Source organism: Streptomyces sp. NPDC028419 (assembly GCF_055565515.1).
Map to the genome: position 1 here is coordinate 221,604 of NZ_JBVHUE010000009.1, position 16,054 is coordinate 237,657.

11 protein-coding genes are annotated in these 16,054 nt (G+C 71.2%); 8 read left to right on the plus strand and 3 right to left on the minus strand.

Annotation, left to right across the window (positions count from 1 at the left end; translation table 11 throughout):
• The first annotated feature begins 172 nt into the window (after window positions 1-172).
• The 4 genes from ACZ4UB_RS13770 to glgB all read left to right on the plus strand — a co-directional run bounded on the left by ACZ4UB_RS13770 (window position 173) and on the right by glgB (window position 7,841).
• The gene (locus ACZ4UB_RS13770; RefSeq protein WP_468070284.1) at window positions 173-2,164 is read left to right on the plus strand and encodes an alpha-1,4-glucan--maltose-1-phosphate maltosyltransferase; all 1,992 of its coding nucleotides are present in this window, start codon (window positions 173-175) and stop codon (window positions 2,162-2,164) included.
• The gene (gene treS, locus ACZ4UB_RS13775) at window positions 2,161-3,876 is read left to right on the plus strand and encodes a maltose alpha-D-glucosyltransferase (RefSeq protein ID WP_468070285.1); all 1,716 of its coding nucleotides are present in this window, start codon (window positions 2,161-2,163) and stop codon (window positions 3,874-3,876) included. Before ACZ4UB_RS13770 ends, treS begins: the two co-directional genes overlap by 4 nt.
• A 186-nt stretch (window positions 3,877-4,062) precedes the next feature.
• A complete protein-coding gene (locus tag ACZ4UB_RS13780) occupies window positions 4,063-5,553 on the plus strand; it encodes a maltokinase N-terminal cap-like domain-containing protein (RefSeq protein WP_468070286.1) in 1,491 nt (496 codons plus the stop codon).
• Window positions 5,550-7,841, plus strand: coding sequence for a 1,4-alpha-glucan branching enzyme (glgB, locus tag ACZ4UB_RS13785; RefSeq protein WP_468070287.1), 2,292 nt, complete (start codon window positions 5,550-5,552; stop codon window positions 7,839-7,841). Before ACZ4UB_RS13780 ends, glgB begins: the two co-directional genes overlap by 4 nt.
• Here the strand turns inward: glgB and ACZ4UB_RS13790 are convergent.
• Together ACZ4UB_RS13790 and ACZ4UB_RS13795 are read right to left on the minus strand one after the other, a co-directional pair.
• Window positions 7,831-8,190 (minus strand): thioredoxin family protein, encoded by a 360-nt coding sequence (locus ACZ4UB_RS13790; protein ID WP_468070288.1) that lies wholly within the window; start codon window positions 8,188-8,190, stop codon window positions 7,831-7,833. The genes glgB and ACZ4UB_RS13790 overlap by 11 nt on opposite strands.
• A gap of 31 nt (window positions 8,191-8,221) precedes the next feature.
• Complete coding sequence (locus ACZ4UB_RS13795) at window positions 8,222-8,620, minus strand: MerR family transcriptional regulator (protein WP_354379946.1); 399 nt, start codon at window positions 8,618-8,620, stop codon at window positions 8,222-8,224.
• Window positions 8,621-9,011: 391 nt separating this feature from the next.
• On the opposite strand from ACZ4UB_RS13795, the gene ACZ4UB_RS13800 reads away from it, so the two are divergent.
• Entirely contained in the window at window positions 9,012-9,632 is a 621-nt protein-coding gene (locus ACZ4UB_RS13800) for a helix-turn-helix domain-containing protein (RefSeq protein WP_468070289.1), read from the plus strand.
• 126 nt (window positions 9,633-9,758) lie between these two features.
• Here the strand turns inward: ACZ4UB_RS13800 and ACZ4UB_RS13805 are convergent, their stop codons facing one another.
• Window positions 9,759-10,784 (minus strand): ATP-dependent 6-phosphofructokinase, encoded by a 1,026-nt coding sequence (locus tag ACZ4UB_RS13805; RefSeq protein WP_354379945.1) that lies wholly within the window; start codon window positions 10,782-10,784, stop codon window positions 9,759-9,761.
• 322 nt (window positions 10,785-11,106) lie between these two features.
• Here ACZ4UB_RS13805 and pta point away from each other — a divergent pair, with 322 nt between their 5' ends.
• From pta to pyk, 3 genes are all read left to right on the plus strand, one after another.
• Entirely contained in the window at window positions 11,107-13,188 is a 2,082-nt protein-coding gene (pta, locus tag ACZ4UB_RS13810) for a phosphate acetyltransferase (protein ID WP_468070290.1), read from the plus strand.
• Between the two features lie 54 nt (window positions 13,189-13,242).
• A complete protein-coding gene (locus ACZ4UB_RS13815) occupies window positions 13,243-14,466 on the plus strand; it encodes an acetate kinase (protein WP_354379943.1) in 1,224 nt (407 codons plus the stop codon).
• A gap of 63 nt (window positions 14,467-14,529) precedes the next feature.
• On the plus strand, window positions 14,530-15,960 hold the full coding sequence (pyk, locus tag ACZ4UB_RS13820; RefSeq protein WP_468070291.1) for a pyruvate kinase: 1,431 nt from the start codon (window positions 14,530-14,532) through the stop codon (window positions 15,958-15,960).
• The last annotated feature ends 94 nt before the right edge of the window (window positions 15,961-16,054 follow it).

A 16,054-nucleotide genomic window follows, 5' to 3' on the forward strand; every position in this document is an offset into this window, starting at 1 on the left:
CGCCCCACCTCCCGCCACCCGAGTGAACGCGGACAGGAGCGGCCATGCCCGCAGCCCAGCCGTCCACTGAGCGGCTAGAAACAGAGCGAACAGAGCGTGCACGACCAGCCGGAACGTCATCGGCTGTCCCGTTGTCACCGAGCCCTGCGAACTGCCCCCAGGTGATCCCATCATGATCGGTCGCATTCCCGTGCTGGACGTCCGCCCCGCCGTCGACTGCGGCGCCAGACCCGCCAAGGCGGTCGTGGACGAGGTATTCGAAGTCTCCGCCACCGTGTTCCGCGAGGGACACGACGCGGTCGCGGCGCACGTGGTGCTGCGAGATCCGAGCGGGCGCCAGCGCCCGCCCGTGCCCCTGCGCGAGCTGGCGCCCGGCACCGACCGGTGGGGCGCCCGGGTGTCCGCCGACGCGGAGGGGCGGTGGACGTACGTCGTCGAGGCGTGGAGCGATCCGGTCGCGACCTGGCGCGCGCACGCCGCGATCAAGGTGCCGGCCGGGATCGACGCGGACCTGGTGCTGCTGGAGGGGGCCGAGCTGTACGAGCGGGCCGCCGCCAAGGTCCCCAAGCGGGACGGGCGCGAGGCGGTGCTGGCCGCCGCCGACGCGATGCGCGACGGGGACCGCCCGGCCGGGGCCCGGTTGGCCGCGGCCCTGGCCCCCGAGGTCGACGCGGCGCTCGCCCGCAAGCCCTTCCGGGAGCTGGTGAGCGCCTCGAAGCCGCTGGCCGTGCTGGTCGAGCGCAAGCGGGCTCTCTTCGGTGCCTGGTACGAGCTCTTCCCGCGCTCGGAGGGCGCGGTGCTGGAGCCCGGCGCGGCTCCGGTCAGCGGCACCTTCGCGACCGCGGCCGAGCGATTGCCGGCCGTCGCCGCCATGGGCTTCGACGTGGTGTACCTGCCGCCGATCCACCCGATCGGGAGCACGTACCGCAAGGGACCCAACAACACGCTCTCCGCGGGCAGTTGGGATCCCGGTGTGCCCTGGGCCATCGGCTCCACCGAGGGCGGGCACGACGCCGTCCACCCCGAGCTGGGCACGATCGAGGACTTCGACCGCTTCGTGACCCGGGCCCGGGAGCTGCGCCTGGAGATCGCGCTCGACTTCGCCCTCCAGTGCTCGCCGGACCACCCGTGGGTGGAGAAGCACCCGGAGTGGTTCCGCCACCGCGCGGACGGGACGGTCGCCTACGCGGAGAACCCGCCGAAGAAGTACCAGGACATCTATCCGATCCACTTCGACACCGACATGGCCGGGATCGTCGCGGAGACCCTGCGCATCCTGCGGTACTGGATGGACCACGGAGTACGCATCTTCCGGGTCGACAATCCGCACACCAAGCCCGTCGTCTTCTGGGAAAGGGTGATCGCGGACATCAACAAGAGCGATCCCGACGTGATTTTCCTGGCCGAGGCGTTCACCCGGCCCGCGATGATGCGCACGCTCGCCGCGATCGGGTTCCAGCAGTCCTACACGTACTTCACCTGGCGCAATACGAAGCGGGAACTCACCGAATACGTCACCGAGCTGTCGGGTGATTCGGCTTCCTGCATGCGGCCCAATTTCTTCGTCAATACGCCGGACATCCTGCACGAGTACCTGCAGACCGGTGGCCGCCCCGCCTTCGAGATCAGGGCCGTGCTGGCCGCGACCCTCTCGCCCACCTGGGGGATCTACGCCGGCTACGAGCTGTGCGAGAACACCCCGGTGAGGGAGGGCAGCGAGGAGTACCTCGATTCCGAGAAGTACGAGCTGCGTCCGCGCGACTGGGCCGCAGCGGAACGCGAGGGCCGTACGATCGCCCCGCTGATCACCGCGCTGAACCGGCTGCGCCGGCGCAATCCCGCACTCCAGCAACTGCGCGACGTGCATTTCCATCCGACCGACAACGAGCAAGTGATCGCCTATTCGAAGCACGGCGGATCGCATTGCGTCCTGGTGGTCGTCAACCTCGATCCGCACCACACCCAGGAGGCGACGGTCTCGTTGGACATGCCGGTACTCGGCCTCGACTGGCACGGGTCCCTCGCGGTGCGCGACGAGCTCACCGGCGAGACCTATCACTGGGGCAGGGCGAATTACGTGCGTCTGGAACCGGGCCGTACGCCCGCGCACGTGCTGGCCGCTCTGCGACCGTCCCCGCTCACCGGAGGGTCACCCACCTCATGATGATCAACGATCCCGTCCACGACCTCTTCGAGGACACCCCCGCCAAGGACCGCGACCCCGACTGGTTCAAGCGGGCGGTGTTCTACGAGGTCCTCGTCCGCTCGTTCCACGACAGCAACGGCGACGGAGTGGGCGACCTCAAGGGGCTCACCGCCAAGCTGGACTACCTCCAATGGCTCGGCGTCGACTGCCTCTGGCTGCCGCCCTTCTTCGCCTCGCCGCTGCGCGACGGCGGCTACGACGTCTCCGACTACACCTCCGTGCTGCCGGAGTTCGGCGACCTCGCCGACTTCGTGGAGTTCGTCGACGCGGCGCACCAGCGCGGCATGCGCGTGATCATCGACTTCGTCATGAACCACACGAGCGACCAGCACGAGTGGTTCCAGCAGTCGCGCAAGGATCCGGACGGCCCGTACGGCGACTACTACATGTGGGCCGACAACGACAAGCAGTACCAGGACGCCCGGATCATCTTCGTCGACACCGAGTCCTCGAACTGGACCTACGACCCGGTGCGCAAGCAGTACTACTGGCACCGCTTCTTCTCCCACCAGCCGGACCTCAACTACGAGAACCCGGCCGTCGTGGAGGAGATCGTCTCGGCCCTGCGCTTCTGGCTCGACCTCGGCATCGACGGCTTCCGGCTCGACGCGGTCCCGTACCTCTACGCCGAGGAGGGGACCAACTGCGAGAACCTCCCGCGCACCCACACCCTGCTCAAGCGGGTCCGCGCCGAGATCGACGCGCACTACCCGGACACCGTGCTGCTCGCCGAGGCCAACCAGTGGCCGGAGGACGTCGTCGACTACTTCGGCGACTACAGCAAGGGCGGGGACGAGTGCCACATGGCCTTCCACTTCCCCGTCATGCCGCGCATCTTCATGGCGGTGCGCCGCGAATCGCGCTACCCGGTCTCCGAGATCCTCGCCAAGACCCCCGAGATCCCGGCGAGCTGCCAGTGGGGCATCTTCCTGCGCAACCACGACGAGCTGACCCTCGAAATGGTGACGGACGAAGAGCGCGACTACATGTACGCCGAGTACGCCAAGGACCCGCGGATGCGGGCCAACATCGGCATCCGGCGACGGCTCGCCCCGCTGCTCGACAACGACCGGCACCAGATCGAGCTGTTCACCGCCCTGCTGCTGTCCCTGCCCGGCTCGCCGATCCTGTACTACGGCGACGAGATCGGCATGGGCGACAACATCTGGCTGGGCGACCGGGACGGGGTCCGGACCCCCATGCAGTGGACCCCGGACCGCAACGCCGGTTTCTCCTCGTGCGATCCGGGCAGGCTCAACCTGCCGGTCATCATGGACCCGGTCTACGGGTACCAGGTCACCAACGTCGAGGCCGCGATGTCCTCGCCCTCGTCGTTGTTGCACTGGACCCGGCGGTTGATCGAGATCCGCAAGGCGAACCCCGCCTTCGGCCTCGGTTCCTACACCGAACTCCCGTCGTCCAACCCCGCGGTGCTGGCGTTCCTCCGCGAGGCACCCTCCACCGGGGGCGAAGCGGACGACCTGGTGCTGTGCGTGCACAACTTCTCGCGCTTCGCGCAGCCGACGGAGCTGGACCTGCGGTCCTTCAACGGGCGGGTGCCGGTGGAACTCACCGGTGACGTCCGGTTCCCGCCGATCGGCGAGTGGCCGTACCTGCTGACCCTGGCGGGGCACGGTTTCTACTGGTTCCGGCTGCGCGCCGAGCAGTAGCGGACGGCGCCCGCCGCACGGCGGAGAGGACCTCACCACGTGCGGATCCGTGGGCGGCGAATGGGTCAATCGCCGCCCTGTACGGACCATCCTGACCCGACACTCGCACACACCACCGGACAGCAACTGCCGCGATCCGGGACACTCTGCGCATTCTGTGACGGCCCGGGGAAAGGACGCGATGCCATGTCGGAGGCTGCATCCACCCGGAGCGAGGTCGGTCGGCCGGACCGCCGGGCGGCCGATCGCGGGACCCCCCACCCGGACCGGCTCCGCCCGCTCGAACCCCTGCTGCGCGCCTGGCTGCCGAGACAGCGCTGGTTCGCCGGCAAGGGGCGCGCCATCGCCACCCTGCGCCCGGTCTCGGCGGCCGAACTGCTGCCGCCGGGGTCCTCGCCCGGGCTGTTGCACCTCCTGCTCGACGTGGACGGCGACTGCTACCAACTGCTGCTCGGCATCCGTCCCGAGCTGCCGCCCGCGCTCGCGCCCGCGCTGATCGGCCGGGCCGAGGAGGGCCCGTACGCCGGCCAGACGATCTACGAGGGCCTGGGCGATCCACGGCTCGCGGCCCTGCTGCTGGAACGATTGCGCGCCCCGGGCTCCCTCGGCCCGCTCCGCTTCGACCGGGACCCGGCGGCGCCGATCCCGGCGACGCTGGCGGCCCGGCCGCTGTCCGGCGAGCAGACCAACTCCTCGCTGATCTACGGGGACGCGTACATCCTCAAGGTGTTCCGGCGGGTCGGCCCCGGGGTCAATCCGGACCTGGAGCTGCCGCGGGCCCTGGCCGCCGCCGGGTGCACCCGGGTGCCGGCGCCGGTCGCCTGGTACGAGGCCCAGCTGCCCGGGTCCGAGCCGCTGACCCTGGGCGTGCTCCAGCCCTACCTGCGGGGCTCCGACGACGGCTGGCAGCTCGCGCTGCACCGCCTCGGCGCGGGCGCCGACTTCACCGCCGAGGCGCACGCCCTGGGCCGGGCCACCGCCGAGGTGCACAGCGCGCTGGCCGAGGCCCTGCCGACCGTCGCGCTGGGCCCGGAGCAGACGGCCCGGCTGGCCGCCGGGATGACCGCGCGGCTGGCCGCCACCGCACGTGAGGTGACGTCACTGCGCCCGTACGAGGCGGGGCTGCGCGGCGCCTTCGACGCGCTGGCGTCCTCGCGGGGGGCGGGGGTCCGCGCCCAGCGCATCCACGGGGACCTCCACCTGGGGCAGACCCTGCGCACCCTCGACGGCAGCTGGTCGTTGATCGACTTCGAAGGGGAACCGGCCCGGCCGCTGGCCGACCGGCGCCGCCCCGAACCGGCGGTCCGGGACATCGCCGGGATACTGCGTTCCTTCGACTACGCGGCCCGCTCCCACCGGCCGTTCGCCCCCGCCTGGGCGGACGCCTGCCGGGCGGCGTTCTGCGAGGGGTACGCCCGGACCACCGGCCGCGACCCGCGCGAGGACCCCGTCCTGCTGCGCGCCTACGAGACCGACAAGGCGGTCTACGAGGCCCGTTACGAGTCCCGGCACCGCCCCGATTGGCTGCACGTCCCGATGGCCGCCGTCCGGCGGCTCTCCGAACGCGAGCGGCCGGCCCACCGCCTGCCGCCCCCGCCGCCCGCCGCCGATTCCCTCCCGCTCTCCCCCACCACACCCCACCCCCGCGAGCAGCCCCCTAGGAGGCCGCACACGTGAGCGCCGCCCGACAGCCGTCGCCGACGTCCCGCCCGACCACCGCCCCCGCCGCCCCCGCGGAGGCGGCGAAGAAACCGCGCACGCCCCGGGCCCGGCGGACCGCCCCGCCGCACGGCGTCCGGCCCGCACCGGCGCTGGGCGCGGACGAACGGTCCCGGCTGCTGGAGGGCCGCCACCACGATCCGCACGCGGTGCTGGGCGCCCGGACCCACCGGGGCGGGGTGGCCTTCCGGGCGCTGCGTCCGCACGCGAAGGCGGTCACGATCGTCGCCAAGGGGCTGCGCGCCGAGCTCCACGACGAGGGCGACGGCTTCTTCTCCGGGCTGCTGCCGCTGACCGGCGTGCCCGACTACCGGCTGCTGGTGACGTACGACAGCGACGAGGTGGAGGTCCACGACCCCTACCGCTTCCTGCCGGCGCTCGGCGAGCTGGACCTGCACCTGATCGGCGAGGGCCGGCACGAGGAGCTGTGGACGGCGCTGGGCGCGGAGCCGATGGAGCACCAGGGCGTGGCCGGCACCCGCTTCACGCTCTGGGCGCCGAACGCCCTGGGGGTCCGGGTCACGGGCGACTTCTCCTACTGGGACGCGGTGGCCCACCCGATGCGCTCGCTCGGCGCGACCGGGGTGTGGGAGCTGTTCCTGCCCGGCGTCGGCGAGGGCGCGATGTACAAGTACGACGTCACGCGCCCGGACGGCAGCCACACCCTGCGGGCCGACCCGATGGCCCGGCGGGCCGAGGTGCCGCCCGCGAACGCGTCGATCGTGACCGCCTCGCACTACACCTGGCGGGACACCGAGTGGATGGCCTCGCGCGGGCTGCGGCCGGCGCACCAGGCGCCGCTGTCGGTGTACGAGGTGCACCTGGCCTCCTGGCGGCCCGGGCTGAGCTACGCGCAGTTGGCGGAGCAGCTGCCGGCCTACGTGAAGGAGCTGGGGTTCACCCACGTCGAGCTGATGCCGGTCGCCGAGCACCCCTTCGGCGGCTCCTGGGGCTACCAGGTCACCGGCTTCTACGCGCCCACCTCGCGGATGGGCACGCCCGACGAGTTCCGCGGCCTGGTCGACGCCCTGCACCGGGCCGGGATCGGGGTGATCGTCGACTGGGTGCCCGCGCACTTCCCGCGGGACGACTGGGCGCTGGCCGAGTTCGACGGACGGCCGCTGTACGAGCACCACGACCCGCAGCGGGCCGCGCACCCGGACTGGGGGACGCTGGAGTTCGACTACGGGCGCAAGGAGGTCCGCAACTTCCTGGTGGCGAACGCCGTGTACTGGTGCCAGGAGTTCCACGTCGACGGGCTGCGCGTGGACGCGGTGGCCTCGATGCTCTACCTGGACTACTCGCGCGGCGAGGGCGAGTGGACGCCGAACGAGCACGGCGGGCGGGAGAACCTGGACGCGGTGGCGCTGCTCCAGGAGATGAACGCGACGGTCTACCGGCGCTGCCCGGGCGTGGTCACGATCGCCGAGGAGTCCACGGCCTGGGAGGGCGTGACCCGGCCCACCGACGCGGGCGGGCTCGGCTTCGGGCTGAAGTGGAACATGGGCTGGATGCACGACACGCTGCGGTACGTGGCGAAGGAGCCGGTGCACCGCAAGTACCACCACCACGACATGACCTTCGGGATGGTCTACGCCTACAGCGAGAACTACGTGCTGCCGATCTCGCACGACGAGGTGGTGCACGGCAAGCGGTCGCTGGTGGGGAAGATGCCCGGCGACTGGTGGCAGCAACGGGCCTGCCACCGGGCGTACCTGGGCTTCATGTGGGCCCACCCCGGCAAGCAGCTGCTCTTCATGGGGCAGGAGTTCGCGCAGGGCGCCGAGTGGTCGGAGGCGCACGGGCCGGACTGGTGGCTGCTGGACTCCTCCTACGCCGCGGCCGCCGACCACCGCGGGGTGCGCGCCCTGGTGGGCGAGTTGAACCGGACCTACACGGCAACGCCCGCGCTGTGGGAGCGGGACACCGTGCCGGAGGGGTTCGCCTGGGTGGCGTCGGACGCGGCGGAGGACAACGTCATCGCCTTCCTGCGCTACGCGGTGGACGGCTCGCAGCTGCTGTGCGTCTCGAACTTCTCCCCGGTGGTGCGCCACGGGTACCGGATCGGCGTGCCGGAGGAGGTGGCCGAGTGGCACGAGGTGCTGAACACGGACGCGGAGCGGTTCGGCGGCAGCGGGGTGCGCCACCTGCGGCCGCTGCGGCCGGAGCCGGTGCCCGCGCAGGGGCGGGCGGCCAGCCTGCGGATGACGCTGCCGCCGCTGTCCACCGTGTGGCTCAGGCCGTGACGGGAGCCGGCTGCTCCAGGACGTCTTCGAGGTCCTGGAGCAGCCGGCGCTTGGCCCGGGCCCCGATGAGCGTCTTCACCGGTTCGCCGTCGCGCAGGACCAGCAGGGTGGGCATGGACAGCACGCCGTAGCGGACCATGGTCTGCGGGTTGCTGTCCGCGTCGATCCGCACCACCTTCAGGCGGTGCGCCTCCTCGGCGGCGACGGCGGACAGCACCGGCGCCAGCTGGCGGCAGGGCCCGCACCAGTCGGCGGTGAACTCGACCAGCACGGGGCGCCCGCGCTCGGCGAGCACCTCCGCCGCGAAGGTCTCGTCGGTGACCTCGTCCACTCCGTGGGCACGCGGCATGTTCTTCTCCCTTGTCGTTCGTCGTGTGTCGTCAGTCCCGTGCGGTGGTCTCGCAGCGCGGGGTGGCCGCCTCTCCGGCGGCCTCCTCGGCGCTCGCCAGCTGCCGCGCGACCTGGTCGCGTACGTCGGCGAGCTTGCCGATCAGCGAGTCCAGCTCGGCGAGCTTGCGGCGGTAGACGGCGAGGGAGGCGGGGCAGGCGTCGCCGGCCGGGTGGCCGGCCCGCAGGCAGTCCACGAAGGGCCGGGTCTCCTCCAGCTCGAAGCCGAAGTCCTGGAGCACCCGGATCTCGCGCAGCAGCCGCAGGTCGTCCTCGTCGTACGAGCGGTAGCCGTTGCCGGTCCGCCGTGCGGGCAGCAGACCCCGGTCCTCGTAGTAGCGCAGGGCCCGGGTGGTGGTGCCGGCCCGCTCCGCCAGTTCGCCGATTCGCATGGGCCGACCGTAATCCTTGACGTCCACGTCAAGGCAAGGTCTATGGAGGGCCCTCGCCACCCCCGTGTACGAGGGCCCCCGTCTGGTGCACGCCCGCGTGGCCGCAGTGGTTCAGGGGACGTGACGGGGTGTGACGGGGTTCACTCGAACGGCGGACGTAGCCTTGGCTTGAAGCGGACCCCGAGAAATGGATCTTCACACGATCCGATTACCGGACGGTCGCGCAAATACCGGACGAAATACCTGAACACCGTAGGAGGTTCCTACGAGTTGTGGGCTTGTTTGAACGGTCTGTAGTCGCCAAACCCATTTCGCTTCTACGGTGTGGCTCGTGCACTCCAGCCCCCCATTCAATGCGCCCGCCGCCCGCCGCCTGAGGGCGGCCCTGGGCATGGCACCCGGCCACGTCGCCTACGGCCTGCGCGCCCAGTACGGACTCCTCGTGACCCCCGAGACCGTCATGGCCTGGGAGCGCGGCGAGATCACGCCGACCTCGGCCGAGCTGACGGCCCTCGCCGGCGTGCTGTGGTGCGCGCCCGGCGAGCTGTTGGCCGAACCGGTCACCTTGCGGGAGCACCGGATCGCGCGCGGCGTGTCACCGGAGGAGCTGGCCCGGCGGGTCGGGCTGGAGCCCGCCTCCTACCAGAAGATGGAGGACACCGGGCGCTGGAAGGGCAACGAGCGCCAGTCGGCCACCCTCTCCTCGGTGCTGGGGCTGACGCTGGCCCAGTTCGTGACCGCCACGGGCAAGCAGGACGAGCTGGCGGAGCTGCTGCGCAACGCGGTCACCACCCGCTGGCAGGCCCACGTGAAGCCGCTGGCCAAGCTGCTCCCCGTGCCCAAGGCCCAGCTGGAGCGGGTGCTGGAGCTGCTGCACGGGGACTACCAGGCCCGGATGCTGTCCACCTTGAGCTGGGGCGGCTCGGGCGGCCGGGCCGACAGCGGGGACGCGGGGCGCGAGTTCCTGGTGGGCATCGTGGACCGGTTCTGGGAGCTCGCGCAGGTGCCGTAGCGCCGGCGGCGCGGATGCGCGAAGGCCCCGACCGGTCCCGGGAGGGGACGAGATCGGGGCCCTTCGGCGCGCGGATCCAGGACGAAGGTCCCGGGCGCGGGGCCGGATGGCGCCGGCCGGGGCGCTCTAGAAGACCGACTCCGCCTCGTACATGCGGTCCTCGGGGACGGTCTTCAGCTCGGTGACGGCCTGCGCGAGGGGGGCCATCACGATGTCGGTGCCGCGCAGCGCGGTCATGTTGCCGAAGTCGCCGCGGTGGACGCCCTCGACGGCGTGCCAGCCGAAGCGGGTGGCGAGGACGCGGTCGTAGGCGGTCGGGGTGCCGCCGCGCTGGACGTGGCCGAGGATGACCGGGCGGGCTTCCTTGCCCAGGCGCCGCTCCAGCTCGACGGCCAGACGGTTGCCGATCCCGGCGAAGCGCTCGTGACCGTACTGGTCGATCGCGCCCTTCTCGTACGGCATGGAGCCGTCGGCCGGGTGCGCACCCTCGGCGACGCAGATGACCGCGAACTTCTTGCCGCGGGCGAATCGTTCCTCCACCATCTTCACCAGGGCGTCGACCTCGAACGGCCGCTCCGGCAGGCAGATGCCGTGGGCGCCGCCCGCCATGCCGGACTCCAGGGCGATCCAGCCCGCGTGGCGTCCCATGACCTCGACGACCATCACGCGCTGGTGCGATTCGGCGGTGGTCTTGAGCCGGTCGATCGCCTCGGTGGCCACCATGACGGCGGTGTCGAAGCCGAAGGTACGGTCGGTGGAGGAGATGTCGTTGTCGATGGTCTTCGGCACGCCGACCACCGGCATGCCCGCGTCCGACAGCATCCGGGCCGCGGTCAGCGTGCCCTCGCCGCCGATCGGGATGAGGGCGTCGATCTCGTACCGCTGCGCCAGCTCCACCGCGTTCTCGGCGGCCTCGTGCAGCCGGGCGCGCTCCATCCGGGCTGAGCCCAGAATCGTTCCGCCGCGGGCCAGAATGCCACTGACCGCATTGATGTCGAGGGGGCGGTAATGACCGTCGAGGAGACCCTTGAAACCGTCCTCGAAGCCGATGACTTCGTCGCCGTGTCCGACCACGGCACGGTGTACGACCGACCGGATGACAGCGTTGAGGCCCGGGCAGTCGCCGCCTGCGGTGAGAACTCCGATACGCATCGTGCTGTGTCTCCTGCTCCTGGTCGTACCGAGCGGACCGCGTGCGGGCGGACCGCCGTACAGATGAAGGCCGTATTGATGAAGCCTGTCCGATTGTTCCACGGGCCACCGGTGGGCCGCGCTCCGAGCGGCTGCCCCCCGAGGGCCTTTCGACCCCCCTGGACAGGCCTTTTTCCCGGCGGGCGCCCTATCCATCAGCAGAGGTATTGTCAAGAGGGCAAGCCCATACTAAATGGGTAAATTGACTCGGAAGATCCGCAGCCTGCCCCGTCCGGGGCCGGCGGTGACGCCGCCAACCGACACACATGGACGGAGAGCACGCGTGACGCGCAGCGTGTACGTGACCGGCATCGACCGGGGGGACGGCCGGCAGGTCATCGAGCTCGGACTCATGGAGCTGCTGACCCGCCAGACGGGTCGGGTGGGCGTGTACCGCCCGCTGCTGCACGACGGGCCCGACCGCCTCTTCGACCTCCTCAAGGCGCGCTACCGGCTCGACCAGGACCCCTCCACCGCCTTCGGCATGGAGTACCACGAGGCCTCCGCGCTGCTCGCCGAGAAGGGGGCCGACGAACTGGTCTCCCAGCTCGTCGACGGCTACCACCGGGCCGCCCGCGACTACGAGGTCGTGCTGGTCCTCGGCACCGACTACGCCGACACCAACCTCCCGGACGAGCTGGCGCTCAACGCCCGCCTGGCCAACGAGCTGGGCGCGGTCGTCGTCCCGGTGGTCGGCGGCACCAAGCAGAGCTCCGAGTCGGTCCGCGCGGAGACCCGCAACGCCTACCGGGCCTACGAGAGCCTGGGCTGCGAGGTCGTGGCCGTCATCGTCAACCGGGTGGTCCCCGAGGAACGCGAGGTGATAGCCGAGCGGCTGGCCGCGCGCCTTCCCGTGCCCTGTTACGTGCTGCCGGACGACAAGACGCTCTCCGCGCCGACCGTCGCCCAGATCACCCGGGCGCTGGGGGGCGAGGTGCTGCTCGGCGACGAGGCCGGGCTGGCCCGCGACGCCGTGGACTTCGTCTTCGGCGGCGCCATGCTGCCGAACTTCCTGAACGCGCTGACCCCCGGCTGCCTGGTCGTCACCCCCGGGGACCGCTCCGACCTGGTCATCGGCGCGCTCGCCGCGCACACCTCCGGCACCCCGCCGATCGCCGGCGTGCTGCTGACCCTGAACGAGCGCCCCGGCAAGGACATCCTGACGCTGGCCTCGAAGCTGGCGCCCGGCACCCCGGTCGTCTCGGTCGCGGGCAACAGCTTCCCGATCGCCGCCGAACTCTTCGCGCTGCAGAGCCGCCTGAACTCCGCGACCCCGCGCAAGCTGGAGACCGCGCTCGGCCTCTTCGAGCGGCACGTCGACACGGCCGCGCTGCGCGACCGCATCTCGCTCACCCGCTCCACCCGGGTCACGCCGATGATGTTCGAGCACGAGCTGCTGGAGCAGGCCCGCTCCGAGCGGCGCCGGGTGGTCCTGCCCGAGGGCACCGAGGAGCGGGTGCTGCGCGCCGCGGACGTGGTGCTGCGCCGCGGGGTGTGCGACCTGACCCTGCTGGGCGAGGAGCAGGCGATCTTGAAGAAGGCCGCCGACCTCGGCATCGACATCAGCGCGGCGCAGCTGATCGACCCGGGGACCTCGCCGCTGCGGGAACGGTTCGCCGAGTACTACGCCGCGGCCCGCGCCCACAAGGGCATGACGGTCGAGCTGGCCAACGACGTGGTCACGGACGTCAATTACTTCGGCACGCTGATGGTCCAGGAGGGACTGGCCGACGGCATGGTCTCCGGCGCGGTGCACTCGACCGCCGCCACCATCCGGCCCGCCTTCGAGATCATCAAGACCAAGCCGGAGGCGTCCATCGTCTCCTCGGTCTTCTTCATGTGCCTGGCCGACAAGGTCCTCGCCTACGGCGACTGCGCCGTGAACCCGGACCCCAATGCCGAGCAACTCGCCGACATCGCCATCCAGTCGGCCACCACCGCCGCCGCCTTCGGGCTGGAGCCGCGGATCGCGATGCTCTCGTACTCGACCGGCACCTCCGGTTCGGGCGCGGACGTCGACAAGGTCCGCAAGGCCACCGAGATCGTCCGCGCGCAGCGCCCGGACCTGCTGATCGAGGGCCCGATCCAGTACGACGCCGCCGTCGAGCCGTCCGTGGCGGCGACCAAGCTGCCGGAGTCCGAGGTGGCCGGGCGGGCGACCGTACTGATCTTCCCGGACCTGAACACCGGCAACAACACCTACAAGGCCGTGCAGCGCTCCGCGGGCGCCGTGGCGGTCGGCCCGGTCCTGCAGGGCCTGCGCAAGCCGGTCAACGACCTCTCGCGCGGCGCGCTGGTCCAGGACATCGTCACCACGGTGGCGATCACCGCGATCCAGGCCCAGTCCAAGCCCACCGCGGGCTGACCCCGCACGCCGCACGACCACCCCGCACCCCCCACACGAGAAGGTTCCGCACCCGTGACCGCATCGCGCGTACTCGTCCTCAACTCCGGCTCCTCGTCGGTCAAGTACCAGCTGCTCGACATGGCGGACCGGTCCCGCCTGGCCGTCGGGCTGGTGGAGCGCATCGGCGAGGAGACCTCCCGGCTGGTGCACGAACGGCTCACCGCCGACCCGGATCCGGAGGCCGGCGAGGCCAAGCGCGAGGTCCTCGGGCCGATCGCCGACCACCGGGCGGCCCTGACGGCCGTCGCGGCCGAGCTGGCCGCCGACGGCATGGGCCTGGACTCCCCCGAACTGGCCGCCATCGGCCACCGGGTGGTGCACGGCGGCACCCGGTTCACCCGGCCGACCGTCATCGACGACGAGGTGCTGGCGGAGATCCGCGCGCTCGTGCCGCTGGCGCCGCTGCACAACCCGGCGAACGTGACCGGCATCGAGGTGGCCCGCGCGCTGCGCGCGGACCTCCCGCAGGTCGCGGTCTTCGACACGGCCTTCCACGCGACGATGCCGGAGTACGTGGCCCGGTACGCGATCGACGCCGCGACCGCCGACAAGTACTCCATCCGGCGGTACGGCTTCCACGGCACCTCGCACGCCTACGTGTCCCGCACGACCGCCGCGCTGCTGGGCAGGGCGCCCGAGGACGTGAACGTCATCGTGCTGCACCTGGGCAACGGCGCCTCGGCCTCGGCCGTCCGCGGCGGGGTGTGCGTGGAGACCTCCATGGGGCTCACCCCGCTGGAGGGCCTGGTCATGGGAACCCGCTCCGGGGACCTCGATCCGGCCGTCGTCTTCCACCTGGCCCGGGTGGGCGGCCTCTCGGTGGATGAGATCGATTCGCTCCTGAACAAGAAGAGCGGTCTGCTGGGCATGTGCGGGGACAACGACATGCGCGAGGTGCTGCGGCGCGCGGGCGAGGGCGACGAGGCGGCCGGCGTCGCCTTCGCGGCGTACGTCCACCGCCTGAAGAAGTACATCGGTGCCTACTCGGCCGTGCTCGGCCGGGTGGACGCGGTGGTGTTCACGGCCGGGGTCGGCGAGAACGCCCACCAGGTGCGCGAAGCTGCCGTGGACGGTCTCGCCGAGCTGGGGCTCGCGCTGGACCTGGAGGCCAACGCGGTGCGCTCCTCCGAGCCCCGGCTGATCTCGGCCGAGTACGCCCGGGTGGCCGTGGCCGTGGTACCGACGGAGGAGGAGCTGGAGATCGCCACGCAGGCGTACGAGCTGGTTACCCGTTAGTCACTTTGGACTTTCCACCAGACGGAATATTCCGCTACGAAACAAACCGATAGGATCCGCTCCATGCGCCGTTCCAAAATCGTCTGCACGCTGGGCCCCGCCGTCGACTCGTATGAGCAGCTGAAAGCGCTCATCGAGGCAGGTATGAACGTGGCCCGATTCAACTTCAGCCACGGATCCCAGGCAGAACACCAGGAGCGGTACGACCGCGTCCGGAAGGTCTCCGCGGACACCGGGCGTGCCGTCGGCGTCCTCGCCGACCTCCAGGGTCCCAAGATCCGTCTGGAAACCTTCGCCGAGGGTCCCGTCGAGCTGGTGCGCGGTGACGAGTTCACCATCACCACCGAGGACGTCCCGGGCGACAAGTCCATCTGCGGCACCACCTACAAGGGCCTGCCGGGTGACGTCTCCAAGGGCGACCCGATCCTGATCAACGACGGCAACGTCGAGCTCCGGGTGACCTCGGTCGAGGGTCCCCAGGTCAAGACCATCGTCATCGAGGGCGGTGTCATCTCCGACCACAAGGGCATCAACCTGCCGGGTGCGGCCGTCAACGTCCCCGCCCTGTCGGAGAAGGACATCGACGACCTGCGCTTCGCGCTGCGGATGGGCTGCGACATGGTCGCCCTGTCCTTCGTCCGTGACGCCAACGACGTCAAGGACGTCCACAAGGTCATGGACGAGGAGGGCCGCCGGGTCCCCGTCATCGCCAAGGTCGAGAAGCCGCAGGCGGTCGCCAACATGGAGGCCGTCGTCGACGCCTTCGACGCGGTCATGGTGGCCCGTGGTGACCTGGCCGTCGAGTACCCGCTCGAAAAGGTCCCGATGGTCCAGAAGCGGCTCATCGAGATGTGCCGCCGCAACGCCAAGCCGGTGATCGTCGCGACCCAGATGATGGAGTCGATGATCACCAACTCGCGGCCGACCCGCGCCGAGGCCTCCGACGTCGCGAACGCCATCCTCGACGGGGCCGACGCGGTCATGCTGTCGGCCGAGTCCTCGGTCGGCGCCTACCCGATCGAGACCGTCAAGACGATGTCGAAGATCGTCGTGGCGGCCGAGGAGGAGCTGCTCTCCAAGGGCCTGCAGCCGCTGGTCCCGGGCAAGAAGCCGCGCACCCAGGGCGGCTCCGTCGCCCGTGCGGCCTGCGAGATCGCCGACTTCCTCGACGGCAAGGCCCTGGTCGCCTTCACCCACTCCGGTGACACGGCCCGCCGCCTGTCCCGCTACCGCGCGGTCCAGCCGATCCTGGCCTTCACGACCAGCGAGAGCACCCGCAACCAGCTGTCGCTGAGCTGGGGCGTCGAGTCGTACGTGGTCCGCCACGTCGACAACACCGACGCCATGGTCGACCTCGTGGACGACGAGCTGCTCAAGCTCGGGCGCTACAACCAGGGCGACACCATGATCATCACGGCCGGTTCGCCCCCCGGCGTCCCGGGCACGACCAACATGGTCCGCGTCCACCACCTCAACGGTGGCACCGGCGCCTGACACCGCCGTGGGGGGGGGGGGGGGGGGGGGGGGGGGGGGGGGGAGGAGGAGGGGGGGGGAGAGGGGGGGGGGGGGGGGGGGGGGGGGGGGTGGT

Bases quoted from the DNA above. Each gene is read 5' to 3' on its own strand.
- ACZ4UB_RS13790 (WP_468070288.1), bottom strand. From the start codon at position 8,190: ATGCCGCGTGCCCACGGAGTGGACGAGGTCACCGACGAGACCTTCGCG.
- ACZ4UB_RS13805 (WP_354379945.1), bottom strand. From the start codon at position 10,784: ATGCGTATCGGAGTTCTCACCGCAGGCGGCGACTGCCCGGGCCTCAAC.
- ACZ4UB_RS13795 (WP_354379946.1), bottom strand. From the start codon at position 8,620: ATGCGAATCGGCGAACTGGCGGAGCGGGCCGGCACCACCACCCGGGCC.
- pyk (WP_468070291.1), top strand. From the start codon at position 14,530: ATGCGCCGTTCCAAAATCGTCTGCACGCTGGGCCCCGCCGTCGACTCG.
- treS (WP_468070285.1), top strand. From the start codon at position 2,161: ATGATGATCAACGATCCCGTCCACGACCTCTTCGAGGACACCCCCGCC.
- ACZ4UB_RS13770 (WP_468070284.1), top strand. From the start codon at position 173: ATGATCGGTCGCATTCCCGTGCTGGACGTCCGCCCCGCCGTCGACTGC.
- ACZ4UB_RS13780 (WP_468070286.1), top strand. From the start codon at position 4,063: ATGTCGGAGGCTGCATCCACCCGGAGCGAGGTCGGTCGGCCGGACCGC.
- ACZ4UB_RS13800 (WP_468070289.1), top strand. From the start codon at position 9,012: ATGGCACCCGGCCACGTCGCCTACGGCCTGCGCGCCCAGTACGGACTC.